This window comes from Solimonas soli DSM 21787 (genome assembly GCF_000474945.1).
Lineage (GTDB): Bacteria > Pseudomonadota > Gammaproteobacteria > Nevskiales > Nevskiaceae > Solimonas > Solimonas soli.
The window spans coordinates 198,367-221,293 of the sequence record NZ_AXDW01000007.1 but is presented as its reverse complement, the minus strand read 5'-3'; the positions used below and the strand labels follow the sequence as shown (position 1 = coordinate 221,293).

At 66.6% G+C, this 22,927-nt stretch carries 28 protein-coding genes and 2 tRNA genes; 16 read left to right on the top strand and 14 right to left on the bottom strand.

Annotation, left to right across the window (positions count from 1 at the left end; all coding sequences use genetic code 11):
* Positions 1–11 precede the first annotated feature (11 nt).
* Positions 12–1,406, top strand: coding sequence for a TolC family outer membrane protein (locus tag K344_RS0105435; RefSeq protein ID WP_028079805.1), 1,395 nt, complete (start codon positions 12–14; stop codon positions 1,404–1,406).
* A gap of 204 nt (positions 1,407–1,610) precedes the next feature.
* On the opposite strand, the gene K344_RS0105430 is transcribed toward K344_RS0105435, so the two are convergent.
* A tRNA-Val gene (locus K344_RS0105430) sits at positions 1,611–1,687 on the bottom strand.
* Positions 1,688–1,761: 74 nt separating this feature from the next.
* Positions 1,762–3,834 (bottom strand): excinuclease ABC subunit UvrB, encoded by a 2,073-nt coding sequence (gene uvrB / locus K344_RS0105425; protein WP_028079804.1) that lies wholly within the window; start codon positions 3,832–3,834, stop codon positions 1,762–1,764.
* A 178-nt stretch (positions 3,835–4,012) separates the two neighbouring features.
* On the opposite strand from uvrB, the gene motA reads away from it, so the two are divergent.
* Both motA and motB read left to right on the top strand, forming a co-directional pair.
* Entirely contained in the window at positions 4,013–4,867 is an 855-nt protein-coding gene (motA, locus tag K344_RS0105420; protein WP_028079803.1) for a flagellar motor stator protein MotA, read from the top strand.
* 5 nt (positions 4,868–4,872) lie between these two features.
* Positions 4,873–5,877 (top strand): flagellar motor protein MotB, encoded by a 1,005-nt coding sequence (gene motB, locus K344_RS20390; protein WP_084197031.1) that lies wholly within the window; start codon positions 4,873–4,875, stop codon positions 5,875–5,877.
* Between the two features lie 7 nt (positions 5,878–5,884).
* On the opposite strand, the gene abc-f is transcribed toward motB, so the two are convergent.
* The gene (gene abc-f, locus K344_RS0105410; RefSeq protein WP_028079802.1) at positions 5,885–7,759 is read right to left on the bottom strand and encodes a ribosomal protection-like ABC-F family protein; all 1,875 of its coding nucleotides are present in this window, start codon (positions 7,757–7,759) and stop codon (positions 5,885–5,887) included.
* Positions 7,760–7,921: 162 nt separating this feature from the next.
* Between abc-f and K344_RS0105405 the strand changes: the two genes are divergently transcribed.
* Positions 7,922–7,997 (top strand) — tRNA-Asn (locus tag K344_RS0105405).
* 71 nt (positions 7,998–8,068) lie between these two features.
* Here K344_RS0105405 and K344_RS0105400 read toward each other — a convergent pair.
* The 4 genes from K344_RS0105400 to K344_RS0105390 form a co-directional block, all read right to left on the bottom strand.
* Positions 8,069–8,896 carry a site-specific integrase gene (locus K344_RS0105400; protein ID WP_028079801.1) on the bottom strand — a complete coding sequence of 276 codons (828 nt, stop codon included), beginning with the start codon at positions 8,894–8,896 and terminating at the stop codon, positions 8,069–8,071.
* Between the two features lie 139 nt (positions 8,897–9,035).
* Positions 9,036–9,260 carry a DUF4224 domain-containing protein gene (locus tag K344_RS23360; RefSeq protein ID WP_211234470.1) on the bottom strand — a complete coding sequence of 75 codons (225 nt, stop codon included), beginning with the start codon at positions 9,258–9,260 and terminating at the stop codon, positions 9,036–9,038.
* Positions 9,257–10,351 (bottom strand): zonular occludens toxin domain-containing protein, encoded by a 1,095-nt coding sequence (locus K344_RS0105395; protein ID WP_028079800.1) that lies wholly within the window; start codon positions 10,349–10,351, stop codon positions 9,257–9,259. Before K344_RS0105395 ends, K344_RS23360 begins: the two co-directional genes overlap by 4 nt.
* A gap of 11 nt (positions 10,352–10,362) precedes the next feature.
* Entirely contained in the window at positions 10,363–11,274 is a 912-nt protein-coding gene (locus K344_RS0105390) for a rep family protein (protein ID WP_157622784.1), read from the bottom strand.
* Positions 11,275–11,777: 503 nt separating this feature from the next.
* On the opposite strand from K344_RS0105390, the gene K344_RS0105385 reads away from it, so the two are divergent.
* A complete protein-coding gene (locus K344_RS0105385; RefSeq protein ID WP_028079798.1) occupies positions 11,778–11,972 on the top strand; it encodes a hypothetical protein in 195 nt (64 codons plus the stop codon).
* 74 nt (positions 11,973–12,046) lie between these two features.
* On the top strand, positions 12,047–12,277 hold the full coding sequence (locus tag K344_RS23355) for a TA system antitoxin ParD family protein (RefSeq protein WP_084197030.1): 231 nt from the start codon (positions 12,047–12,049) through the stop codon (positions 12,275–12,277).
* Between the two features lie 6 nt (positions 12,278–12,283).
* Here the strand turns inward: K344_RS23355 and K344_RS23875 are convergent, their stop codons facing one another.
* Genes K344_RS23875 through K344_RS0105375 form a run of 4 tightly spaced genes read right to left on the bottom strand, consistent with a single transcriptional unit; the run spans position 12,284 to position 13,389 of the window.
* A complete protein-coding gene (locus K344_RS23875) occupies positions 12,284–12,523 on the bottom strand; it encodes an AbrB/MazE/SpoVT family DNA-binding domain-containing protein (RefSeq protein WP_157622783.1) in 240 nt (79 codons plus the stop codon).
* A gap of 38 nt (positions 12,524–12,561) precedes the next feature.
* Positions 12,562–12,780, bottom strand: coding sequence for an antitoxin VbhA family protein (locus K344_RS23870; protein WP_157622782.1), 219 nt, complete (start codon positions 12,778–12,780; stop codon positions 12,562–12,564).
* Positions 12,758–13,153 carry a type II toxin-antitoxin system VapC family toxin gene (locus K344_RS23350; protein WP_084197029.1) on the bottom strand — a complete coding sequence of 132 codons (396 nt, stop codon included), beginning with the start codon at positions 13,151–13,153 and terminating at the stop codon, positions 12,758–12,760. The genes K344_RS23870 and K344_RS23350 overlap by 23 nt, the downstream gene beginning before the upstream one ends.
* Positions 13,153–13,389 (bottom strand): antitoxin, encoded by a 237-nt coding sequence (locus tag K344_RS0105375; RefSeq protein WP_028079797.1) that lies wholly within the window; start codon positions 13,387–13,389, stop codon positions 13,153–13,155. The genes K344_RS23350 and K344_RS0105375 overlap by 1 nt, the downstream gene beginning before the upstream one ends.
* 290 nt (positions 13,390–13,679) lie before the next feature.
* On the opposite strand from K344_RS0105375, the gene K344_RS0105370 reads away from it, so the two are divergent.
* The 4 genes from K344_RS0105370 to K344_RS0105355 all read left to right on the top strand — a co-directional run bounded on the left by K344_RS0105370 (position 13,680) and on the right by K344_RS0105355 (position 16,801).
* Positions 13,680–14,876 carry an amino acid aminotransferase gene (locus K344_RS0105370; RefSeq protein WP_028079796.1) on the top strand — a complete coding sequence of 399 codons (1,197 nt, stop codon included), beginning with the start codon at positions 13,680–13,682 and terminating at the stop codon, positions 14,874–14,876.
* A gap of 105 nt (positions 14,877–14,981) precedes the next feature.
* Positions 14,982–15,638: a bifunctional nicotinamidase/pyrazinamidase gene (gene pncA / locus K344_RS0105365; RefSeq protein WP_028079795.1), complete on the top strand. Its 657-nt coding sequence runs from the start codon at positions 14,982–14,984 to the stop codon at positions 15,636–15,638.
* 107 nt (positions 15,639–15,745) lie between these two features.
* Positions 15,746–16,330, top strand: a complete 585-nt coding sequence (locus K344_RS0105360) for an OmpA family protein (RefSeq protein WP_028079794.1) — start codon at positions 15,746–15,748, stop codon at positions 16,328–16,330.
* Positions 16,331–16,588: 258 nt separating this feature from the next.
* Positions 16,589–16,801 carry a cold-shock protein gene (locus K344_RS0105355; protein ID WP_028079793.1) on the top strand — a complete coding sequence of 71 codons (213 nt, stop codon included), beginning with the start codon at positions 16,589–16,591 and terminating at the stop codon, positions 16,799–16,801.
* A gap of 59 nt (positions 16,802–16,860) precedes the next feature.
* Here the strand turns inward: K344_RS0105355 and K344_RS20385 are convergent, their stop codons facing one another.
* The gene (locus K344_RS20385) at positions 16,861–18,159 is read right to left on the bottom strand and encodes a sensor histidine kinase (RefSeq protein ID WP_028079792.1); all 1,299 of its coding nucleotides are present in this window, start codon (positions 18,157–18,159) and stop codon (positions 16,861–16,863) included.
* Positions 18,156–18,878: a response regulator gene (locus tag K344_RS0105345; RefSeq protein ID WP_028079791.1), complete on the bottom strand. Its 723-nt coding sequence runs from the start codon at positions 18,876–18,878 to the stop codon at positions 18,156–18,158. Before K344_RS0105345 ends, K344_RS20385 begins: the two co-directional genes overlap by 4 nt.
* A gap of 171 nt (positions 18,879–19,049) precedes the next feature.
* Here K344_RS0105345 and K344_RS20380 point away from each other — a divergent pair, with 171 nt between their 5' ends.
* From K344_RS20380 to K344_RS0105330, 3 genes are read left to right on the top strand one after another with little or no spacing between them, the layout of a single operon-like run.
* On the top strand, positions 19,050–19,373 hold the full coding sequence (locus K344_RS20380) for an EF-hand domain-containing protein (RefSeq protein ID WP_169729249.1): 324 nt from the start codon (positions 19,050–19,052) through the stop codon (positions 19,371–19,373).
* Between the two features lie 40 nt (positions 19,374–19,413).
* Entirely contained in the window at positions 19,414–19,929 is a 516-nt protein-coding gene (locus K344_RS20375) for a hypothetical protein (RefSeq protein ID WP_157622781.1), read from the top strand.
* A gap of 54 nt (positions 19,930–19,983) precedes the next feature.
* The gene (locus K344_RS0105330) at positions 19,984–20,802 is read left to right on the top strand and encodes a sterol desaturase family protein (RefSeq protein ID WP_028079790.1); all 819 of its coding nucleotides are present in this window, start codon (positions 19,984–19,986) and stop codon (positions 20,800–20,802) included.
* Between the two features lie 87 nt (positions 20,803–20,889).
* Here K344_RS0105330 and K344_RS0105325 read toward each other — a convergent pair whose 3' ends face one another.
* A complete protein-coding gene (locus K344_RS0105325) occupies positions 20,890–21,084 on the bottom strand; it encodes a DUF4169 family protein (protein ID WP_028079789.1) in 195 nt (64 codons plus the stop codon).
* Positions 21,085–21,279: 195 nt separating this feature from the next.
* On the opposite strand from K344_RS0105325, the gene K344_RS0105320 reads away from it, so the two are divergent.
* The 3 genes from K344_RS0105320 (at position 21,280) to K344_RS0105310 (ending at position 22,816) form a co-directional block, all read left to right on the top strand.
* Positions 21,280–21,561, top strand: a complete 282-nt coding sequence (locus tag K344_RS0105320) for a hypothetical protein (RefSeq protein ID WP_028079788.1) — start codon at positions 21,280–21,282, stop codon at positions 21,559–21,561.
* A 62-nt stretch (positions 21,562–21,623) separates the two neighbouring features.
* On the top strand, positions 21,624–21,890 hold the full coding sequence (locus tag K344_RS0105315; protein ID WP_028079787.1) for a hypothetical protein: 267 nt from the start codon (positions 21,624–21,626) through the stop codon (positions 21,888–21,890).
* 2 nt (positions 21,891–21,892) lie between these two features.
* Positions 21,893–22,816 carry a peroxiredoxin family protein gene (locus tag K344_RS0105310; RefSeq protein ID WP_028079786.1) on the top strand — a complete coding sequence of 308 codons (924 nt, stop codon included), beginning with the start codon at positions 21,893–21,895 and terminating at the stop codon, positions 22,814–22,816.
* Positions 22,817–22,927 lie beyond the last annotated feature (111 nt).

The window sequence follows — 22,927 nt, the reverse complement described above, 5'->3', positions numbered from 1 at the left end:
CGGTAAGCCTCATGACGTTCCGCATCCGCCTGCTGTGCCTCGCGCTGCTCACTCCGGGTCTCGCGCAGGCCAACGACCTGCTACGCACCTACGACCAGGCCGTGCGCAACGACAGCGCGTTCCGCGCCGCCAGCTTCGCGCGCGACGCCGCGCTGCAGCTGAAGCCGAAGGCGCGCGCGCTGCTGCTGCCGCAGCTCGGCGCCAGTTACGACTACGTCAGCAACGATGCCGACGCGACGGTGACGTACACCGAGCCGACCACCGGCACGTCGGTGCCCCTGACGCGCAAGATCAACGGCGCCGACCGCAATCTCAGCGTCACCCTGACGCAGCCGCTGTTCAGCCTCGAAGGCTGGTACCAGCTCAAGCAGGCCGACGAGCAGGTCGCGCTCGCCGAGCTGAATTACCGCACCAGCGAACAGCGGCTGGTGCTGCGCGTCGCCGAAGCCTACTTCGGCGTGCTCGACGCGAGCGAGGCGCTGCGCACCGCGCAGGCCGAGGCCGATGCGCTGTCGCGCGAGCTCGATCTGGCGAAGGAGCATCTCGCCGTCGGCCTTGCCAGCATCACCGACCTGCAGGAAGTGCAGGCCCGCCACGATCTCAGCGTCGCGTCCGAACTCGCCGCCGAGCAGGCGCTGACCGAAGCGCGCGAGAAGCTCGAGGAGATTACGCACGAGCCGCTGCCGGTCGACGACGGGCGCGTGCGCGTCGTCGCGGTCGATCCCGAGGCGCCGCCGAAGACGGGCCTCGCCTTCCTGCGCGACGAGATTCCGCTGCCGGCGCCGCAGCCGGCCGACGTGCGCGTCTGGGTCGGCCACGCCAGGCTCGAGAATCCGGACGTCATCGCCGCGTTGCTGAATTTCCGCATCGCCGAGCGCGGCGTCGACGTCGCCAAGGCCAGGCGCATGCCGACCGTCAGCGCCAACGTCACGTATACCGACAGCGACGTGCAGTCCGGCTCGTTCCCGTACCGCGCCGACGGCACCTCCGTCGGCGTCGGCGTCAAGCTGCCGCTGTTCGCCGGCGGCGGCGTCCAGGCCGACATCCGCGAATCGGTCGCCACGCGCGAGCAGCGCAAGGCCGAATACGAGGGCGCGCAGCGCCAGGCCGAGCGCGCGATCCGCACCGCGTACCAGAGCGTCGTCATCGGCGCGGCGCGCGTGCGCGCGTATGCGCAGGCGATGGCGTCGAGCCGCTCGGCCTTCGACGCCAACAAGACCGGCCTGCAGATCGGCACGCGCTCGGCGATCGACGTGCTCAATGCGCAGCAGCAGCGTTACGACGCCGAGCGCAACTATGCGCAGTCGCGCTACGACTATCTGCTCGGGGTCCTGCGGCTGAAGTTCGCGGCCGGGACGCTGAGACCCGCCGACCTGACGGAAATCGACGCGCTGCTGCAATCGTGAAGCAGTCGTGATGGGCCGCCGCGCCGGCGCTGCCAGCAGCGGCGGCGCACGCATCCGGGGAGCGCTGCGCGAGCGCTCGCCGGCCCGCGACGCCGGCCGATGGTCCCGCGGCGGATCGCCGCGGTCGTCCACGGTCGCGGACTCGCAAGCAGGCGCAGAAACGAAAAAGCCCGCTGTCGAGCGGGCTGTTCGTACCAACATCATTGGTAGGCGCGAGAGGACTCGAACCTCCGACCCCTACCATGTCAAGGTAGTGCTCTAACCAGCTGAGCTACGCGCCTGTGGGTCTTTTCGAAGGGCGCGAAAGATACCCTGTAGCCGGGCCGGGCGCAAGCGGCGGCCGGGTTTTCCGCGCTCAGGCGGCGTTGACGAGGGCCTGTTCGCGCAGCTTGCGGATTTCGTCGCGCTTCTTCGCGGCGGCCTCGAATTCGAGGTTCATGGCATGGGCCTTCATCTCCTTCTCGAGCTTGGCGATCTTCTTCGCCATCTCGGCCGGGGAAACCACCTCGTAGCGCGCCTTGAGCTCGGCGGCCTTCAGCGCGGCGTTGTTGGCGGCGCCGACCTGGTAGTCCTCGTAGCCGTAGCGCATGACGTCGGCGATGCGCTTCTGCACGCCCTTCGGGGTGATGCCGTGCGCCTGGTTGTAGGCGATCTGCTTGGCGCGGCGGCGGTCGGTTTCGCCGAGCGCGCGCTTCATGGAATCGGTTTCGCGGTCGGCGTAGAGAATGGCCTTGCCGTGCAGATTGCGCGCGGCGCGGCCGATGGTCTGGATCAGCGAGCGCTCGGAGCGCAGGAAGCCTTCCTTGTCGGCATCGAGGATCGCCACCAGCGAGACCTCGGGAATGTCGAGGCCCTCGCGCAGCAGGTTGATGCCGACCAGCACGTCGAACAGGCCGAGGCGCAGATCGCGGATGATCTCGGCGCGTTCGACGGTGTCGACGTCGGAGTGCATGTAGCGCACCTTGACGCCGTTTTCGTGCAGGTAGTCGGTGAGGTCCTCGGCCATGCGCTTGGTCAGCACGGTGACCAGCACGCGCTCCTTCTTCTCGCTGCGGATGCGGATCTCGCCGAGCAGGTCGTCGACCTGGCTCGACGCCGGGCGGATCTCGGTCGGCGGGTCGACGAGGCCGGTCGGGCGCACGACCTGTTCGGCGATGGCGCCGTTCGAATGCTGCTTCTCGTAGTCGCCGGGCGTCGCCGAGACGTAGATGGTCTGCGGGCAGATGCGCTCGAACTCGTCGAAGCGCAGCGGCCGGTTGTCGAGCGCGCTCGGCAGGCGGAAGCCGTATTCGACCAGCGTCTCCTTGCGCGAGCGGTCGCCCTTGAACATGGCGCCGATCTGCGGAACGGTGACGTGCGATTCGTCGAGCACGACGATGGCGTCCGGCGGCAGGTAGTCGAGCAGGCAGGGCGGCGGCTCGCCGGGCTTGCGGCCGGACAGGTAGCGCGAGTAGTTCTCGATGCCGTTGCAGTAGCCGATCTCGCGGATCATCTCCAGATCGAAATTCGTGCGCTGTTCGAGGCGCTGCGCCTCGACCAGCTTGTTCTGCGACTTGAGCAGCTTCAGGCGCTGTTCGAGCTCTTCCTTGATCGCGTCGAACATGTTGAGGATCTTCTCGCGCGGCGTCACGTAGTGCGATTTCGGGAAGATCGTCACGCGCGGCAGCTTGCGCTTGACCTCGCCGGTCAGCGGATCGAATTCGGAGATCGCGTCAATCTCGTCGTCGAACAGCTCGACGCGGATCGCCGCCGCGTCGCTCTCGGCCGGATGGATGTCGATGACCTCGCCGCGCACGCGGTAGGTGCCGCGCTCGAGCGCGACCTCGTTGCGGGTGTATTGCATCGACGTCAGCTGGCGGATCAGTTCGCGCTGCGGCAGACGTTCGCCCTTCACGAGGTGCAGCACCATCTGGAAATACTGTTCCGGATCGCCGAGGCCGTAGATCGCCGATACCGAGGCGACGATGATGGTGTCGCGCCGCGTCATCAGCGCCTTGGTCGCCGACAGGCGCATCTGTTCGATGTGATCGTTCACCGAGCTGTCCTTCTCGATGTACGTGTCGCTGCTCGGCACGTAGGCCTCCGGCTGGTAGTAGTCGTAGTAGGAGACGAAGTACTCGACCGCGTTGTCCGGAAAGAACTCGCGGAACTCGCCGTACAGCTGCGCCGCCAGCGTCTTGTTCGGCGCCATGATCAACGCCGGGCGCTGCAGCTCGTTGATGACGTTGGCGATCGTGAAGGTCTTGCCCGAGCCGGTGACGCCGAGCAGGGTCTGGTGGGCGAGGCCGTCGCGCAAGCCCTCGGCCAGGGTGGCGATCGCCGTCGGCTGGTCGCCGGACGGCGGCCAGTTCGCCTTGAGATGGAACCGCTGGGCGTCGCGCGCCTTCAGGCGGCGATCTTTGAGCGCATCACGGGGGGCTTCCTGCATCGCTTCACTCTGGGGCCGTTCGGGCCGCGATCAAGGGGTATACAGGTTACCGCAGGGCGTCGCGCCGCCGCCCGATGAACGTCGCGCCCCGCTATGCCCGCGGCTCAAGATTTGCCGTTCGCGGCCAATAACAGGAGCGGATGCGGGCGCCATCGGCCCGTCCTCAAGGATCCCTCCCATGCTGCCGATCGTCGGTTCCATCATCGTCCTGCTGAGCGTGATCGGCGGCTTCATCGCATCCAGGGGCCATCTCGGTGCGCTGTGGCAGCCGTTCGAGCTGGTGATCATCGGCGGCGCGGCGCTCGGCGCCTTCATCTCCTCGAACTCGATGGCCGTGGTCAAGGAGACGCTCAGGAGCTGTATCGGCATCCTCAAGGGCCCCAAGTACGGCAAGCCGCAGTACCTGGCGATCCTCTCGCTGCTGTACGACGTGCTCAACAAGATGCGCAAGTCCGGCGTCATGTCGCTGGAAGACGACGTCGAGAGCCCGGACAACAGCGAGCTGTTCAAGAAATATCCGCAGCTGCTCGCCGACCATCATCTCGTCGAGTTCATGACCGACTGCCTGCGCCTGATGATCGGCGGCAACATCAACCCGCACGAACTGGAGCCCCTGCTCGAGCTCGAACTCGAAACGCACCATCACGCGGCGCTGGCGCCGGCGCACGCGCTGCAGAAGGTGTCGGACGGCCTGCCGGGTTTCGGCATCGTCGCCGCCGTGCTCGGCATCGTCATCACCATGGGTTCGCTGGACGGGCCGGTCAACGAGATCGGCCACCACGTCGCGGCGGCGCTGGTCGGTACCTTCCTGGGCATCCTGCTCGCCTACGGCTTCATCGGCCCGCTGTCGGCCGCCGTCGAAGGGCGCGCGATCGAGGACAGCCGCGCTTACGAATGCGTCAAGGCGGGGCTGCTCGCCAGCCTGCGCGGCTATAACCCGATCGTCGCCGTGGAGTTCGCGCGCAAGTCGCTGGACGCGAAGATGCGCCCGGCCTACGCCGAGCTCGAAACCCACCTGAAGGGCAGCCGGTAAGCGACATGGCGAACGAACAGGCGTCGATCGTCATCCGCCGGGTCAAGAAGATCCAGGGCGGCGGGCACCACGGCGGCGCCTGGAAGGTCGCCTATGCCGACTTCGTGACGGCGATGATGGCCTTCTTCATGGTGATGTGGATCGTCGGCATCAGCGACAAGCAGCAGCGCGCGGCGATCTCCGACTACTTCAACAACCCGAGCGCGACGGTCGGCAAGTCGCAGACGCCGGCCGCCGGCTCCAACGGGCCGGGCGGCACGGCGGATTCCGTCGTCAACCTGAATGGCACCTTGAATCGCCCGAAGCCGGAAGGCGAGGGCAAACGGCGCGCGCCGGTGCCGAAGACGCCGGAGGAAATCGACAAGGCGGCGCGCGAGCTGGACCGCCTGCGGCTCGAAGCGCTGCGCCAGCAGCTGCTGGAGGCGATCAGCAAGAGCCAGGCGCTGAAGCCGTTCAAGGATCAGCTGCTGCTCGACATCACCCGCGAAGGCCTGCGCATCCAGATCGTCGACGAGCAGAACCGGCCGATGTTCGACCTCGGTGGCGCGTCACTGAAGAACTACACGACGGCCATCCTCTCCGAACTCGCCAAGTTCATCGACACGGTGCCCAATCACATCAGCATTTCCGGCCATACCGACATCACGCAGTACGGCAACGATCGCGGCTATACCAACTGGGAGCTGTCGACCGACCGCGCCAACGCGGCGCGGCGGGCGCTGATCGCCGGCGGCATGACCCCCGACAAGATCGACCGCATCGTCGGCCTCGCCTCGACCGTGCTGTTCGACCGCGACCAGCCCGACAACCCGATCAATCGCCGCATCAGCATCATCGTCATGAACCGCGAAACGGAGAGCGACATGCAGCGCGAAGCGGCCGGCAGCGCGGCCAGCGACGTGCTGACGCCGCAGGACGGCATCGTCGCCGCCACGGCGGACGGCGCCGCGACGGTCGACAAGGCGGGCACGCCGCCCGCCGCGAAACCGGCCACCGCGGCCGCGCCCTGATGCGCGGCTAGCCGCGCGCCTCGAGTTCTTCCCAGCGCGCGTAGGCGGCGCCGAGCTGCGCGGCGATCGCGGTCAGGCGCTTTTCGATCTCGCCGGCCTTCGCCGGATCGCCGGCGTAGAGCGCGGCGAGCCGGGCGCCCAGCTCCGCCTGCTCCGCCTCCCACTTCTCGATCTTGCCGGGCAGGTTCTTCAGCTCGCGGCGTTCGTCGTTGCTCAGCGTGGATTTCGACAGCGGCGCCGCGACCGGCGCCGCCGCCGGGGCCGGCGCGGCCGGTTTCGCGGGCGCCGCTTTCGGCGTCGGCACCGGCCGCTGGCGCAGCCAGTCGGTGTAGCCGCCGACGTACTCGCCGACGCGGCCGTCGCCTTCGAAGGCCAGCGTGCGCATCACCACGTTGTCGACGAAGGCGCGGTCATGCGAGACGACCAGCACGGTGCCGTCGAAATCGGTGATCAGCTCTTCGAGCAGATCCAGCGTCTCGACGTCGAGATCGTTGGTCGGTTCGTCGAGCACCAGCAGGTTTGCGGGCTGCGAGAACAGCTGCGCGAGCAGGAGGCGCGAGCGCTCGCCGCCGCTGAGCACGTGCGTCGGGCTGCGCGCGCGGTCCGGCGTGAACAGAAAGTCCTGCAGATAGCTCATCACGTGCTTGCGGCCGCCGCCGATCTCGATGAACTCCTTGCCACCGGCGATGTTCTCCCACACCGGCTTGTTCTCATCGAGCGTCGAGCGCAGCTGGTCGAACCAGGCGATCTCGAGATTGCTGCCGAGGCGCACCTCGCCGCTGTCCGGCACGAGCTGGCCGAGCAGCAGGCGCAGCAGCGTGGTCTTGCCGACGCCGTTCGGGCCGATCACGCCGATCTTGTCGCCGCGCAGGATCGTCGTCGAGAAATTGCGGCAGATGAGCTTGTCGCCCCAGCGATACGTGAGGTTCTTCGCCTCGGTGACGAGCTTGCCGGAGCGCTCCGCCTCCTGGACGGTGAACTGCGCCGTGCCCTGCAGCTTGCGGCGCTGCGCGTACTGCTCGCGCATTTCGTAGAGACGCTTGACGCGGCCCATGTCGCGCGTGCGGCGCGCTTCGATGCCCTTGCGGATCCACGCTTCTTCCTGCGCCAGCTTCTTGTCGAACAGCGCGACTTCCTGCGCCTCGGCGTGCAGGCGCTCCTCGCGGCGGCGCAGGTAATTGTCGTAATCGCCCGGCCAGCTGGTCAGCCGGCCGCGATCGAGCTCGACGATGCGCGTCGCCAGGCGACGCAGGAAGGCGCGGTCATGGGTGATGAACAGCAGCGCGCCATCCCAGTTGGCGAGGAAGTCCTCGATCCAGGCGATCGCATCGACATCGAGATGGTTGGTCGGCTCGTCGAGCAGCAGCAGATCCGGCTCGGCGGCGAGCGCGCGGCCGAGCAGCACGCGCCGCTTGAGGCCGCCGGACAGCGACTCGAACGGCGCGTCCGGCGGCAGTTCGAGCCGCGACACGACCGCGTCGATGCGCGCGTCGAGCGCCCAGCCGTTCTGCGTGTCGAGCACGTGCTGCAGCTTGCCGAGACGGTCGAGCCGATCCGGATCGTGCAGCAGCAGATGGTGATATTCGGCGAGCGCCCGGCCGACGTCGCCGGCGCCGCTGGCGACGACCTCGCGCACGCTGCCGGTGAGCCCCTTCGGCACGTCCTGCGGCATCTCGGCGATGCGCAGGCCCTGCGTGCGGATCACGTCACCGTCGTCGGCCTGCTGCTGGCCGGTGACGACGCGCATCAGCGTCGACTTGCCCTCGCCGTTGCGCCCGAGCAGACAGACCCGCTCGCCACGCTCGATCGCGAAGCTGACGCCGTCGAGCAGGGGCGGCCCGCCGAAGCGCAGGGTGATGTTCTTGAGAGCGAGCAGGGTCACGGCGGGATTCCGGCAGGGGATGCGGATTCTAGCCGGCCCTCGAAGCCGTCAACGCGACAGGCATTGTCGCGGCGTCGTGCGGCGCATCGCCGGCGCCGCGAGGGTTTGGCGCCGAGCATTGCATCGGCGGCCAGCGCTCACTAGAATGCGCACCCCTGCCGATCCGCGATAGCTCAGTCGGTAGAGCAAGTGACTGTTAATCACTGGGTCGCTGGTTCGAGTCCAGCTCGCGGAGCCAATTCAATGACTTACGACGGGGATTCCCGTCGTCTGTCTAACTTTCAAGGGATTGTCTAACGGCAGTCCCTTTTATTTGCTCGGCTTGGCCCGCACGGGCTTGCGGTCGTAAATGCGCCGGAATGTCGAGACATTCTTGTGGCCGAGCATCCTTTCGTTACCGGTATCGCTTCCGGCTTTGGCGCGCAGATCATGCAGCGTGAAGCGAGGCACCGGGGAAATGATGGCTTTTCCCTCGCAGTGAGCCGCGTAGCGCGCCCAGAGCCGCCGAAACGCACTTTGCAACCCGGAGACCGTAATCGGGTCGCCGCGCTCGTTGAGCAGCAGATTGAGGGGAACTACCTTCCGGTCCGAAAACGACGCCCTGCGGGCCTTGGCGCGATCGACAACAGCCGTCAGGGCTTCCAACCACTCGATCAACACTGGACGGCCACGCTTTTGCGGTGGAAACGGTATCCCGTCATCGCGCAGGTCCGTCACCTGGAGCCGGATCAAGTTGCTTTCTCGCTGGCCGGTCAGGTGTTCCATCGACATGAAGTCCTGCAGCCAAGCGGGAGCATGGGGCAGTAGTTCGGCCAGCTCATCGTCCGTGACGTATCGGTCGCGGGGGCGTTCTTCGCGGCGGCCGAGACCTCGGCAAGGGTTCAGATCCACCGCGCCGATACGAAGCGCGAATTTGAACACGTCGGACAGCAGGGCCAGGTGTCGATTGGCCGACACGGGCGCAGTCTGCCCGAGCGCATCGTGGAAGGCGGCTATATGCGCCGGACGGACTTTATGCGGCTCCATGTGCCCGAACGTCGCTTTGAGGTTCGATAGCTGGCGACGTTGGCCGTCCTGCGTCGCCTTGGCCTTCTTCGGCAAGCGCTCACGCTCGTAGCGCTCGAAAATCGCCAGCATGTTGCGGTTCGGCGCATGTAGATCAGCGAGCGCTTTGTACGCTTCGGCTTCCGTCTTCCCAAGCCGAATCCACTTGGCTTTGGGTTCGCGCGCAACGTACCAGTAGGCACCGTGCTTCCATTAGCAGCGAGGGGCCAGCTTAGGCCGCTTGTCTTGCACGATGTATCCAGTCCAAGCGCGGACCATCTTCCACGGCATTCGTCGCGTCGCCGGTGCCAGTCAACGCCGCGCACGGAACCTTGATGCAACCTGTCATGCGCTGACGGAAAAAACGAATGCCGTTGCGCTTGAGCCATCGCGCTTGTGCAGCGGGCTTGACGTAGCCGGTCAATTCCTGAAGCTCACCTTCGGTCAAGAAGATCATGGCGACGGAATCAGCTTTTCTGCCGTTCCGCCGGCAACGGTGTCGCGGAACCAACCGCTGACCACAGGCACAGCAGGTCCGGTCCATTCCGCAACCATCAATCCATCGACGACGCAGGTGAAATTGCCGGCTGGATCACGCTTGCAGTCGTGAGGGGACACGTAGCGTGATCCGTGGTCGCCGTCGACGATGAATACGCGACGGTCGCCGATCGTGATGTTTCCCGCGAGCCGCCATTGCGTCGAGACGCGCGCAGGCTTTTCGCCGACAGGAGCAGGCGCCACTGCGGCGCGGGGTTCGCTATGCTCACCGCGCGCCGCAGTCGGCGCCTTCGATTTCGTGTTGGCGATCGCCTGGGCTTTGAAGCCCGTCACGGACGCATAGACGGAATACACCAGAACGGGAATCACGACGACAGCCGCAACATGTGCGGCAATCACTTTCCAGTTTGTCCAAACCGTCGCGCCCTTCCCGTGGATTTCCTCTCCGGCCACACCGCGCGCGCTTTGCGTATGGCTCACGTAGCAGGCGTAGATTTCCTTACGATATTTGCGGACGGATTTGTTGACGAGCTTTTTCGACGACGGACTGTCGCCCTTCACGCAGCCGGAATAGACCTCAAGGCGATAGCGCTTCGACATGCCGATCGCGGTGAGCTTGACGCAGTAGTACGTGTACTCGATCAGCTCACGGATGAATGCAGCACACTGCGATCCGAAGTCCTGGCAGATGACGACAATGTCGGTCGCAATACCGTCGCCCCCGACGCGATGCCGGTGCTTCGTGAAGAACTCGAACTGTTCCGGTGGAACCTGGCTGACCTTGGTTCCAGCTCCCCAGTAACGGGCGGATTCGTCAATGATGACCAGAGCACCTAGCGGCGCATCTCGCACGAGCTCGTCCGGGGTCGCCTCCGGGCTAAAAGGGAAGAGCTTTCCGCCATGGCCCGCCAGCGCACGCAAGGGAGCCTCGTGCAAAATCATGTTGTGATAAATCGTGCGGCCGGCCTTCAGCGCGGGAATGATGACATCGGCCACGACGCTATAGCTCTTTCCGGCGCCGGGCTTTCCGCTGTATCCATAGATCGCCATTAAGAGCTCAGCTACCCAAAGAACGGGATGCGGCGCAAAAGCCAGCGAAGTACCAGTGCAGAAACAACCACAGTAACGCCGAACTTGAATTCCAGAATGGTCAGGAACCAGACGATCGTGCTGGGAATAGAGCCAGCATGCGTAACCCACATGTTCACCATTTCGGGCACTGGCAAGTTCTCGATGAAAGTCGCGAATGCGTCGAGAACTTGCGACCACAGCCGCAACAGAGCACGCCAGCGATCGGCAGAGATGAGCTTCAGGAGGTAGCTACCCTCGTCTACGTACTTGGCAAGCTGCTCGTCGGAGCGCTCCTCAATAGCAAGTGCGGCCTTGAGGCCGCGCTGCCATATCAACTGACGTTGGCCGAGTGTTGCTTGCGCGAACTCGCCGAATGCGATGCACGCTGCCCGATCGCCGTCGCCAGCGTCGCGCAGGAGCTGCCATGCGTTACGGCTAGTCTTGCGGCCACGCTTGGTCGCGGAGGACGCAAGCTCGCGCGCAGCGCCCCAGGTCTGTTCATGCCCGATCTTGCTCAGATACTCGGAGGCATCCCACGACCAGCGCAGATCGACGCCACGCTCATTAGGTTCCGCAAGGCCGGACATGACGCAGACGCGCTTCCAGACGTCGAGAAGCTGGCGCTGCACGGTGACGCGAATGCGGTCGTCCTGCTCGCAGTCGGTCAACCAGAGTTCATGAAAGTGCGGGTGCCAGCCATTGGTGCCATAGGTGATTTCCGTGGCGCGGATGAAGCCAACGCGGCCGACCTTGCGGAGGATGTGCTTGACCTGACGATCATTACGGAACCGATCGATAGCGCCGGCAAGACCGACACGACCAGACTGGCGACGATTGCCGAGCAACGCGGATAGCTCGTCGCCGATGCCGTGCGGCGTAGTTAGAGTCAGAAACAGCGCCACACCGCCAGCGGCGGCATGTACGGCGTGCGCGGCGGCAATCTCAACACGGCGGAGCTCGCAGATCCGGGCGCTGCACACTCCGCCGCTGATGGAGATGGTAAAGAGACAGTAGCTCAGTTTCGCATGCGAAACTGGCCGTAAAACCGACCATCCTCCGGTCTATCGCGAACAATTCTGTAAACCATTGATTGAACAAGGGCGATGATTGCCGGAGCTCGCGAATTACGGGAAATCGCACTGCGTTGAGCGTGCGCGATACACCGGAGGCTCACGCAACACTACCGTTTCCAAAGGGCTAAGGAGGGCGTTCCGCTCCGCTGCGCGCGAGTCAATGACCGTTTGACGCGCCGCAAAAAAGCGCGCGGCCCGACAAACCGCTGCGCGGCCCCTTCGGGGCGATCATTGACACGTGCTCGACTACGCGAAATCTGATCTCCGATTCCATGTGGGGCCGCCGAATCGAAAAGCGATTCGGTCTCCCCACCTGGAACGGAGATAGCGCCATGCTGAAGTTCATCAAGATGGCTTGGGCCAAGACAAAGGAAGCCATCAATAGATTGCGCGCGCCGACGCGCAAGGCGCAGCGAACCCTGATCATCACGCGCGTCATCTACATGTGGAAGCCGGCGCTGACGATCAGAAGATGCAGAATTGATCATGGTGTCGCAGCTGCCGCCGGGCAGCTCAGCCTCTTCTGAGTTTCGCATGCGAAACTGGATTTGATCAGTAAACTCCGACACGGATGCAAATATGACCGCAAGGGGCATCAAAGATGTCGCAGTCCGTCAAACTCAAGGCCGAAACGATCGCCACGCTTCGAGCTGAAGCAGCGAAAAATTTCCGCTCACTCGCGGGTCAAGCTGAGCACTGGATTAAGCTCGGCCGCGCCTTCGAGTCGTTGGAAGAGCTGCCTGTAACGACCTTGCGCCTGGCCCTACAGAGCGTTAACGGAACAACCTCGGCAGCAGAAAGTTTCGCATGCGAAACCAAGCCCGATCAGTAAGCTGCGCTATATTTCGTCGCCGCCAAGAACCTCTTTGCCAACAGCCCGGCCCCAATTGGTTTCAGGAGGGCAGTTCTCAGGCGTCATGCGGCTAAGAAGTTCATACAGCTTGTAGCGGAGCGACAGCTGACTTCCAGTCTCAGCGTGCGCGCGCAGTTTAGAGGCGGTATCGGGATCGAAGCATGCCTCGACAGCGTCCTTGAACACCTTGATTCCGGTGCCGACCTCATCATTGCGCTTGCTCATGTCGTAAAAAGTTTCGCATGCGAAACTCTCCAAAGCGATCAATGTTTGATCTGAACATGCAGATAGTGCTTGTTCAAAGCCTCGATGACCTCAGCAGGCGCCATCAATCCTTTGACCATGCGCGCCTGAAGTTCCAGGTCGTAATCGGTAGGTGGCGGCAGGCCATCAGCAGTGCAGGACGCGTGAGCAGCAGCAAGATCGTTAATCCGCTGACGAAGCTCATCTTCGGAATCACTACACCTGCCAGCTTTCGACACGCAGCCTCGACACACGCTGAAATTCGCGCAGATTATGACTGATCAGGATCAGATCGCGGGCGCGGGCCTGTCCCGCAATCTGCACGTCCCAAGCGCCGATCGGCGTGCCAACAGCTTCAAGCTCGGCACGAATTTCACCGGCGTGCTGGGCGTCTTCCAGATCGAACGGCACAATCTCGAAATGTAGGCCGTCCAAACGCTTGAGATTTTCCGCTTTGCGACGGCTGTTATGGGCACCGAAATACAGCTCGAAAGCTACGATCGCCGAAAGCCCGAAGTCCTCCGGCTGGTACTGACGCACGCGCTGACCGATCAGCCCGGCAGGATCGTTCAGGAGTGCAATCAACGCATTCGTATCGAACAAGTAGCGCACTACAGCAGCTCGTCACGCTGCTGCGCCGGCGGCTGCGGAGCGGTCGCAGCCGCGCGGAAGTCGTCGTCGACGGGACCGCTGATTGCATCGAGCCAGGCCCAATCAGAGGGCATCGGTTCCAGGATTACGGCAGAACCGTGACGACGGATGCGAACCTGATCGCCTTCAATGCGAAAGGCTTTCGGCAGACGGACAGCCTGCGATCGGCCGGACCAGAAGATTTTGGCGATTTCCATGTCGACACTCCGAAATGCTGTATGGCAAAAGTATATAGCATCGTGCAGAGTTCAAGAAGAGCCTGTCTAACGAAGGAAATTACGCTACAATCCGCGCCCCTGCCGATCCGCGAATCTGGTTAGACAATCAAGCTGTAGCCCATTGATTTTTATACAGTCCCATAAAGACTGTTAATCACTGGGTCGCTGGTTCGAGTCCAGCTCGCGGAGCCAATTCATGGAGGGTCTGCCGGAAGGCAGGCCCTTTTTTATGCGGCTCGGGACCGACCGGCATTCCTCGAGGATTTCCCATGTCCCTCTTTTCCGCCGTCGAAATGGCGCCGCGCGATCCGATCCTGGGTCTGAACGAAGCGTTCGCGGCCGACAAGAACCCGAACAAGATCAACCTTGGCGTCGGCGTCTATTACGACGACGACGGCAAGCTGCCGCTGCTGCAGTGCGTGCAGGCCGCCGAGAAGGTGCTGATGGAAAAGCCGACGGCACGCGGCTACCTGCCGATCGACGGCATCGCCGCCTACGACGCGGCGGTGAAGAGCCTGGTGTTCGGCGCCGACAGCGAGCCGCTGAACAGCGGCCGCGTCGCGACCGTGCAGGCCATTGGCGGCACCGGCGGCCTGAAGATCGGCGCCGACTTCCTGAAGAAGCTGAACCCGTCGGCCAAGGTCCTGATCTCCGACCCGAGCTGGGAAAACCACCGCGCCCTGTTCACGCAGGCGGGTTTCGAAGTCGGCAGCTATCGCTATTACGACGCCGCCAGGCGCGGCATCGACTTCGACGGCCTGCTCGCCGACCTGAAGGCCGCGGCGGCGGGCACGATCGTCGTGCTGCATGCCTGCTGCCACAACCCGACCGGCTACGACCTGACGGCCGCGCAGTGGGAGCAGATCATCGCCGTCGTCAAGGCGGGCAAGCTGACGCCCTTCCTCGACATGGCCTATCAGGGCTTCGGCGCGGGTCTCGCCGAAGACGGCGCGGTGATCGGCAAGTTCGTCGCCGCCGGCCTGACCTTCTTGGTGTCGACCAGCTTCTCGAAGAGCTTCAGCCTCTACGGCGAGCGCGTCGGCGCGCTGTCGGTGCTGTGCGCGAGCAAGGATGAAGCCGATCGCGTGCTGTCGCAGCTCAAGATCACCATTCGCACCAACTACAGCAACCCGCCGACGCACGGCGGCGCGGTGGTGGCGGCGGTGCTGAACACGCCGGAACTGCGCGCACAGTGGGAGGACGAACTGGCCGGCATGCGCCAGCGCATCAAGCTGATGCGCAGCCAGCTCGTCGAAGGCCTGAAGGCCGCCGGCGTCAAGCAGGACATGGGCTTCATCACCCAGCAGGTCGGCATGTTCAGCTACTCGGGCCTCAGCAAGGAGCAGATGCTGCGCCTGCGCAGCGAGTTCGGCGTCTATGGCGTCGACAGCGGCCGCATTTGCGTCGCGGCGCTGAACAGCAAGAACCTGGGCTACGTCTGCAAGGCGATCGCGGCCGTGATGTGAAGGCCGGCGCGCCGCGCTGATCCGCAAAGCCCCGGTCTTCGGCCGGGGCTTTCGCGTTTCCGGTCGCGCGCTACGCTGTGCGGCAGATTCTTGCCGAGTTCGCCGATGTCCCAAGCCGCCCCTTCGCTCGCGCCGCCGGCGTCGCCGCGTGCCGCGCTGCTCGTCATCGACGTGCAGAATGACTTCATGCCGTCGGGGCGCCTGCCGGTCGCCGACGGCGATGCCGTCGTGCCGCTGATCAACCGGCTCGGCGCGCGCTTCGCGAACGTGCTGCTCACGCAGGACTGGCATCCCGCGGATCATGTCTCGTTCGCTAGCCGGCACGCCGGGCGCCGGCCGTTCGAGCAGATCGCGCTCCCCTATGGACCGCAGACGCTGTGGCCGGACCATTGCGTGCAGGGCAGCGAGGGTGCCGCCCTGCATGCGGAGCTCGAGTTGCCGCATGCGCGGCTGCTGATCCGCAAAGGCGGCGATCGCGAGATCGACAGCTACTCCGCGTTCGTCGAGGCGGATCGCCGCACGCGGACCGGGCTGGCCGGCTATTTGCGCGAGCGCGGCATCGACACGGTCTATTGCTGCGGTCTCGCCCTCGACTTCTGCGTGGCCTGGTCGGCGCTCGATGCGCGCGCCGACGGCTTCGCCACGGCGGTCATTGCCGATGCCTGCCGGGCGATCGATCTCGACGGTTCGCTGGCAGGCGCATGGCAGTGGATGGACCAGGCCGGCGTGCATCGGGTGACGGCGGCCGAGCTGCTGCGCTGAGCGCACAGTTCATCGCCGATTCAGTCCCACTTCATCTTTGCGTTCGTACCGTGCGCGCTGTCCGCCGCAATGCGGATGGGCGTCCGAGATGACATGGAGAAACAATGATGAACGCGTACACATGGGCGGCAAAGCTGGCGGTGGGTATGACGGCGGTCGTCCTGGCCGGCTGTCATCACTATGTGAAACAGGAGGACTACGACGCGACGATCGCGGAACTGCGCGCCAACGATGCTTCGCTGCGCAGCGATCTGAACGGCCTGAAGAGCGAGCTGGACAGCCGCTTTGCCGGCTACGACGCGAAGATCTCGCAGCTGCAGGGTCGGGTCCGCGTCGATCTGGCGGCGCACTTCGATACGGCGCAGTCCGTGCTGCGCGACCAGGACAAGGCGGCGCTCGACGAGTTCGCCTCGGTCATCAAGGAACACCATCCGGACGTCGTCGTCACGGTCGAGGGCTTCACCGATCCGGCGGGCAGCGCCGCCTACAACCAGAAGCTCGGCCAGAAGCGTGCCGATGCCGTGCGCGACTACCTCGTGCAGAACGGCGGCCTGGATGCGAGCAAGATCCGCGCGGTGAGCTACGGCAAGGCGAAGAACCGCCAGGTCGTGCCGGGCGCGACCGGCGCGCAGGGCGAGCCGAACCGCCGCGTCGCGCTGGTCATCGACCACGCGCCCGCCGGCGCGGGCTGAAAACTTGGGTTTTCCGCGTCACACGGACCGGCAGGACGCCGGTCCGTTTCCTTGTGCGGCAAGTGGGGCAGGGACGCCCGACCATTCGACAAACCGGCGGCGATCGCGTAGTGTGTGCGCCGCAGTCGCCTCAAGCAGTGTTAATCGTAGGTCTTGTCCGCCACCCTCCGGTGGCACGAAATCCCGATGCGTTCCTCTTGACCGTATGCACCCCGCGGGCGGGATTGCCCGATTTCAATCGTTAAAAGGAATGTATCCATGAGCAATGTTTCGACCGGCACCGTGAAGTGGTTCAATGACGCCAAGGGCTTCGGCTTCATCACGCCGAGCGAAGGCGGTGAAGACCTCTTCGCGCACTTCAAGGAAATCCAGGGTTCGGGCTTCAAGACCCTCGCCGAAGGCCAGCGCGTCGAGTACAAGGCGGTTCGCGGCCCGAAGGGCATGCAGGCCACCCAGATCCGCGCGATCTAAGCCAGTCTTGCAGCAAGCGGTCTTGCAGTAAAAGGAACCGCGGCTCCGGCCGCGGTTTTTTATTGCCCGCGCCTCGCCAGCGGCAGCAGGATCTGGACGCTGAGACCGCCGCCCGGCGTGTCGTCGAGGCGCAGCGTGCCGCCATGCCGGCGCACGATGTCGGCGACGATGGCGAGGCCCAGGCCGGCGCCGCCGCTGTCGAGCGTGCGCGCATCGTCGCGGCGATAGAACGGTTCGAGCACGGACGCGCGTTCGGCGGCCGGAATGCCCGGACCATGGTCGATGACGCTGAGCCGCGCCTGGGCGCCGTCGGCATCGAGCTGCACCTCGGCGCCGCCGGCGTAGCGCAGCGCATTGTCGAGCAGGTTGTGCAGCACGCGGCCGAGACCGAGCGCGTCGCCGTCGACATGTAGATGCTCGGGGGCGGACAACGTGACCGCCGCGCCCAGCGCGCGATACTCGTCCGTCTCGTGGCGCGCCAGCGCGGCGAGATCGACCACGCCGCCGTCGACGCGCTCGATGCTCTCGCTGCGCGCCAGGGCCAGGGTGTCGCGCAGCAGTTGCTGCATCTCGTGCAGATCGCGTTCGGCGCGCCCGCGCTGCTCGTCGTCGGCGATGAGTTCGATGCGCAGGCGCAGGCGCGTCAGATAGGTGCCGAGATCGTGGCTGATGGCCGCCAGCAGGCGCGTGCGCGCGGCGAGCAGCTCTTCGATGCGGCCGCGCATGCGGTTGAACGCCACCAGCAATTGGCGCACCTCGCGCGCGCCGCGCTCGGGCAAGGCCGCCGCCGGGTGCGGCGTGCCGATGCGCTCGACTTCGCGCGCCAGCGCCTCGAGCGGACGGATCTGCGCACGCAAGGCCCATAGCGCGGCGAGGCCGATCACGCCGACCAGCAGGATCGCCGCGATCAGGAACGGTCGCCCGAGCGTGCGCCGCAGGGTCGCGCCGCGCACGGCGGCGTCGAGCACGCGGCCGTCGCGCAGGCCGACTTCGACATGCAGGCCGTCCGCGGTGCGTGCGCCGCCGGTGACGCGCAGCGCCCGGTCGCGCAGCGCCGCGTTGCGCCGCTGCAGCAGTTCGGCGAGGCGCGGATAGTCGCCGCGATCGTCCGGCAGCGTGCCGTCGCGCAGGCTCAGATCGAAATCGGGCGACGACGCGGCACGCAGCAGCTGCTCCGCCGCCGCCGGATCGGCGTCGAGCAGGGCGACGGCGGCGGCGAGGCGTCCGCCGATCGGCGTCTGCGCCGTCAGGCCGCTGTCGCTGACGTGTTGCAGGTAGAAGCCGCCGACGATGGTCATCGTCGCCAGCAGCAGCGTGGCGACGAGCAGCACGGTGATGCGCAGCGCCAGGCCGATCACGTCGGCACGCGCTCGACGGCGGCGGCGAACAGGTAGCCGCCGTTGCGCACGGTCTTGATCAGCGTCGGATGGGCCGGATCGGGCTCGATCTTGCGGCGCAGCCGCGAGGCGGCGATGTCGATCGAGCGGTCGTAGACCTCCCAGCTGCGGCGCCGGGTGAATTCCATGATCTGCTCGCGCGTCAGCACGCGTTGCGGGTGGTGCACGAACATCGCGAGCAGATCGTAGTCGCCGGCCGAGAGTTCGATCTCGCCGCCGTCGTCGCGGTGCAGGCGCCGCGCCGCGAGATCGAAGGTGTAGCCGGCGAAGCGCAGGCGCTCCTGGCCGGCGGCGCTTTGCGTGGCGGCCGGCGCGGCGCGGCGCAGCACGGCGCGGATGCGCGCGATCAGCTCGCGCGGATTGAAGGGCTTGGGCAGGTAATCGTCGGCGCCGACTTCGAGACCGATGATGCGATCGAGGTCCTCGCCCTTGGCGGTCAGCATCATGACCGGCAGGTTGCCGGCGGCGCGCAGGCGCCGGCAGATGGACAGGCCGTCCTCGCCGGGCAGCATGAGATCGAGCAGCACGAGGTCGGCGCGCTGGCGTGCCAGCGCCGTGTCCATCTCGGCGCCGGAGCGCACCCACTCGGCGATGAAGTTCTCGCGCTCGAGCAGGCCGCGCACCAGCGGCCCGATTTCACGGTCGTCCTCGACCACGACGATACGCATGCCCACGCTCATGAAAGGTTTCCCGCCCGCCGTTCCGGTCATCGCTTTATAGCCGAGCCGCGCGGCCGCGGCGGCGCTTGTTACACGCCGTCACACGGCGACGCCGGCGCGTCACCCGCCGGCGATGGCGGCGGCGCAATCTGGCCGCATCGGGCAGATCGCTGCCGCCACACGAGACCGATGATGAAGCAGACCCTCATTCGCAGTACCGCCGCGCTGCTCGCGGCCCTCGCGTTCAGTGCCGCCGCGCAGGCACAGGACACTTGGGGCGGACCGCTCAAGACGATGGACCGCGACGGCGACGGCGCCCTGAGCGCCGACGAAGCGCGCGCCGGTCTGCAGACGCAGTTCGCCAAGCTCGACGCCAATCACGACGGCGTGCTCAGCGAGAGCGAATTCGTCGATGCGCGCATGCGGCAGTTCCAGGCCGCCGACAGCGACGGCGACGGCCGCCTGACGCGCAGCGAGCTGATCGAGCACTTCCGCGCGATGCGTCAGTCGCACTGACGTCCGCATTTCCCGCCGTCCACTTTCCAGGAGCACGACCATGTCAAATCCGCTTCCAAACCGCATTTTCGCCGGCCGCGCCGCTGCTGCCGCCTTGCTGGTCGCCGCGTTCGCGGGCAGCGTTGCGCTGTCGCCGCCGGCCGAAGCGCGCGAGCGGCAGCACTCGGTGTCGCGTACCGGCCCGGCCGGCCGCAGCGTCGAACGCGGCGCCCGCGTGCAGGCCAGCCCCGGCCATCGCGAGGCGAGCCGCACGCAGCAGGGCCCGAACGGCGGCACGCGCAAGGCCGAGCGCGGCTACGACGCGGCCAGCGGCACGGCCTATCACAGCGTCACCGCGACCGGCCCGAATGGCCAGACGATGACGCGCGGCGGCCAGACCACGGTCGCGCCGGGCAGCATCAGCCACCTGGGCAGCGTCACCGGACCGAACGGCGCGAGCGCCAGCCGCGAGGCGACGCGCAGCTACGATCCGGCCACCGGCACGCTCAGCACGGAAGTCACCAAGACCGGCCCCGACGGCGGCAGCGTGGTGCGCGAGCGCACGCGCACGTACTGATCCGCCACGAAGCGGCCGCCCGCGCACGAGGGCGGCCGCCTCCGGAGAACGACCATGCCCGAATTTTCCGCCGGCGCGGCCCCGCATCGCCCGATCGTCCTCGCCGTGTTCCTGCTGCTCATCGCCGCCGAAGCGGCGTGGCTCGCCTGGCGAGGCCGCGCCGGCTACGACTGGCGCGAGACGCTGGCGTCGACCGTCATTGCCGCCGGCAACATGCTGATCCGTCCGCTGAACCTGCTGCTGCTGGCGCCGCTGTTCGCCCTGGTCTACGCGCACCGCCTGTTCGATCTGCGGCTCCAGGGGCTGCCGTCATTCGTCGCGCTGATGATCGGCGTCGACTTCGTCTACTACTGGTTCCATCGCGCCAGCCATCGCCTGCGCTGGATGTGGGCGACGCACGCCGTCCATCACTCGTCGACGCGGCTCAATCTGTCGGCCGCCTACCGGCTCGGCTGGACCGAGCTGTTCTCCGGGGCCTGGCTGTTCCTGCTCGTGCCGGTGTGGCTCGGCGTGTCGCCGCCGCTGGTGGCCGGCGCCTTCGCGCTGAATCTCGTCTATCAGTTCATCCTGCACAGCAGCGTGATCGGCCGTCTCGGCTGGCTCGAATGGGTTTTCAACACGCCGGCGCATCACCGCGTGCATCACGCCGTCAACGCCGAGCTGCTCGATCGCAATTTCGGCGGCATCCTGATCGTCTGGGATCGCCTGTTCGGCACTTTCGCGGAGGCGCCGGCGGAAGAACTGCGCTACGGCGTGCTCGGCCGCGCACCGGCCTATCGGCCGCTGGTCCTCGTCGGCCGCGAATGGTGGGCGATGTTCGCCGACTGGCGCGCCGCCCGCGGCTGGCGTGCGCGGCTGCGCACGCTGGTCTGAGGGCGGCGCGATGCTCGGGCCGCTGTTCATCGCCGTCGCGGTCGCCGTCCGGCTGCGCCGGCGTCGGCGTCGCGCGGCAAGGACGGACTACTCGGTTTCCTCGTCGCGCCGTTCGCGGCGCAGCTGATCCAGGCGCTGCTCGGCGAGTTCGCTCTCCAGGTGGTCCTGCTGCTTCTGCGCCTTGCTGCGGCCATGCCGCACGCGATTCTCGGCGGCCTGCCGCTCGGCCTCGGCGCGCGCCTTCTGCTTGCGCGCCTTGTTGAAATTGATGATCTCGGCCATGGCCATCTTCCGTCCGGCGTAGGAGGCCAGCATAGCGCGTCGGCCCGGCGGGCGGATGACGGCGCGCCGCCGGTGACACCGGCGATCCTACAGCGCTCGTCCGCGAAAACTGACAGCGAGGTCGGGGGCGACCGCGATGGCGCGGCGCGGCCGCCTCGCGACAATGATCGCGCATCTTCACCGCCGAGCCTCGCCATGAGCCATTCGAACATCGCCGACGTTCCGGGCCGTCCCGCCAGCCAGTGGCCGGTCGGCGTCCGCCTGCGCTTCCGGCCGGACGCCAGGCTCAATCCGCAGTTCGAAACGCTGCGCGGCAAGCCGGTGCTGGTGCTGTCGCGCATGCAGCTGCTCGGACCCAATGCGCACGGCGCCTATTCCTGGCGGCAGCAGATTCTCGCCCTCAGTACCGGCCGCGTCGGCTGGGCGCGGCCCGATCAGCTCACCCTGCCGGTCGACGATCTCGACGAGGATTTCTGAGCCTCGGCGACGGAGTGCCGGTGGTAGGCTAGGCCTTCCCCCCGCCGGCACCTCCTGCTCCGATGAACGAAGGCCTTTTCCGACTCCAGACTTCCGCGCAGCTCGCGGTCCTGACCGATGCGGTCGCGCTGCTGCTCGCCGATCACAGCGTCAGCGCCGGCGTGCCACTGTCGCGCCTGCATGAAGGCATGACGGCCTATCTCGCCGACGCCGTGCGCAACAAGGGCGGCGACGAGGAAGCGATGCTCGGCCTCGAAGGCATGCTCGCCGAAGCGGCCGACGATCTCTTCTCGCGCGCCGCGCGCATGCTCGCCACGGCGGCAGGCTGAGCGTGGCGGTGCCCGTCCGGCGCCGCGCGCTGCTTGCCTGCGCCGGCCTGCTCGCCCTGCTGCTCGGCGGCGCGGCGCGCGCCGAACCGGCGATCGCGGCGGCCTGGCAGCTGAAGACGCCGGACGGCCAGCTCGTGCGCTATCCGCAGGACGCGCGGGGCGAACCGACCGTGCTGCTGTTCTGGCCATCGTGGTGCCCGTACAGCCGCGCCCTGCAGCCCTACGTGCAGGACATCTGGCGCGACTACCGCGACCACGGCGTGCACGTGTGGACGATCAACATCAAGGAAAGCGGCGATCCGGTGCGAACGATGCGCGAGCGCGGCCTGAGTTTTCCGCTGCTGGTCGACGGCGATGCCCTGATCGACCGCTACGGCATCGAGCGCACACCGTGGCTGGTGGTGATCGACGGCGCGCAGCGCATCGTCTACACGCGGCCGGCTTCCGCGCCGTCGCCGATCGACGTCGCCAGGACGGTGCGCGAGACGCTCAACGCTCTGCTCGGCGAACGCGCCCTGCCGCTGCCGGCGTCCTATCCGCCGCCATATGACCTGCACCTGCGCGACGGCGCGGCGCAGTCCTCGCATCTGGCGAGCGCCGCCGCGGCCGACGCGGAGTGGAAGCCCTGGGCGAAACGCTATCTCGAAGGCATCGGCGCCGACGAGCGCGTCGCCGGCCTGGCGCCGCTCGGCGCGATCGCCGACGGCAAGGCCGCCATCGCCGCGGCACGCGACATCTGGACGCAACGCTATGGCGCCGAGGCGGTCGCGCGGCAGGCGCCGTATCGCGCCTATCGGCAGGGCACGCGCTGGCTGGTGGCTGGCGCTGCCGCGCCGGGACGGCTGGGCAGCGGCTACCTGCTGGTCGTCGACAGCGTCGATGGCGTCGTGATCCGCGTCGCCGACGGCAGCGCCGGCGCGCCCTGACGCAAGCCGCGTTCCCGCGCCAGGGCGGCCGGCATTCAGCTGCGGCGCGTAGAGTCGGGAGGCAGCGGATCGCCGCGGCCGGCGCACTGGCGCCGCCGCGAGGCTCCGCGC

Bases quoted from the DNA above. Each gene is read 5' to 3' on its own strand.
- K344_RS0105400 (WP_028079801.1), bottom strand. From the start codon at position 8,896: ATGCTGGCGATTTTCGAGCGCTACGAGCGTGAGCGCTTGCCGAAGAAG.
- K344_RS23355 (WP_084197030.1), top strand. From the start codon at position 12,047: ATGTCGCAGTCCGTCAAACTCAAGGCCGAAACGATCGCCACGCTTCGA.
- uvrB (WP_028079804.1), bottom strand. From the start codon at position 3,834: ATGCAGGAAGCCCCCCGTGATGCGCTCAAAGATCGCCGCCTGAAGGCG.
- K344_RS20380 (WP_169729249.1), top strand. From the start codon at position 19,050: ATGAAGCAGACCCTCATTCGCAGTACCGCCGCGCTGCTCGCGGCCCTC.
- K344_RS0105385 (WP_028079798.1), top strand. From the start codon at position 11,778: ATGCTGAAGTTCATCAAGATGGCTTGGGCCAAGACAAAGGAAGCCATC.
- K344_RS0105435 (WP_028079805.1), top strand. From the start codon at position 12: ATGACGTTCCGCATCCGCCTGCTGTGCCTCGCGCTGCTCACTCCGGGT.
- K344_RS0105360 (WP_028079794.1), top strand. From the start codon at position 15,746: ATGAACGCGTACACATGGGCGGCAAAGCTGGCGGTGGGTATGACGGCG.
- K344_RS0105345 (WP_028079791.1), bottom strand. From the start codon at position 18,878: ATGAGCGTGGGCATGCGTATCGTCGTGGTCGAGGACGACCGTGAAATC.
- K344_RS0105325 (WP_028079789.1), bottom strand. From the start codon at position 21,084: ATGGCCGAGATCATCAATTTCAACAAGGCGCGCAAGCAGAAGGCGCGC.
- motB (WP_084197031.1), top strand. From the start codon at position 4,873: ATGGCGAACGAACAGGCGTCGATCGTCATCCGCCGGGTCAAGAAGATC.
- motA (WP_028079803.1), top strand. From the start codon at position 4,013: ATGCTGCCGATCGTCGGTTCCATCATCGTCCTGCTGAGCGTGATCGGC.
- K344_RS0105375 (WP_028079797.1), bottom strand. From the start codon at position 13,389: ATGGAAATCGCCAAAATCTTCTGGTCCGGCCGATCGCAGGCTGTCCGT.
- K344_RS0105320 (WP_028079788.1), top strand. From the start codon at position 21,280: ATGAGCCATTCGAACATCGCCGACGTTCCGGGCCGTCCCGCCAGCCAG.
- K344_RS0105330 (WP_028079790.1), top strand. From the start codon at position 19,984: ATGCCCGAATTTTCCGCCGGCGCGGCCCCGCATCGCCCGATCGTCCTC.
- K344_RS0105370 (WP_028079796.1), top strand. From the start codon at position 13,680: ATGTCCCTCTTTTCCGCCGTCGAAATGGCGCCGCGCGATCCGATCCTG.
- K344_RS0105395 (WP_028079800.1), bottom strand. From the start codon at position 10,351: ATGGCGATCTATGGATACAGCGGAAAGCCCGGCGCCGGAAAGAGCTAT.
- K344_RS23875 (WP_157622783.1), bottom strand. From the start codon at position 12,523: ATGAGCAAGCGCAATGATGAGGTCGGCACCGGAATCAAGGTGTTCAAG.
- pncA (WP_028079795.1), top strand. From the start codon at position 14,982: ATGTCCCAAGCCGCCCCTTCGCTCGCGCCGCCGGCGTCGCCGCGTGCC.
- K344_RS0105355 (WP_028079793.1), top strand. From the start codon at position 16,589: ATGAGCAATGTTTCGACCGGCACCGTGAAGTGGTTCAATGACGCCAAG.
- K344_RS23360 (WP_211234470.1), bottom strand. From the start codon at position 9,260: ATGATCTTCTTGACCGAAGGTGAGCTTCAGGAATTGACCGGCTACGTC.
- K344_RS20375 (WP_157622781.1), top strand. From the start codon at position 19,414: ATGTCAAATCCGCTTCCAAACCGCATTTTCGCCGGCCGCGCCGCTGCT.
- K344_RS0105315 (WP_028079787.1), top strand. From the start codon at position 21,624: ATGAACGAAGGCCTTTTCCGACTCCAGACTTCCGCGCAGCTCGCGGTC.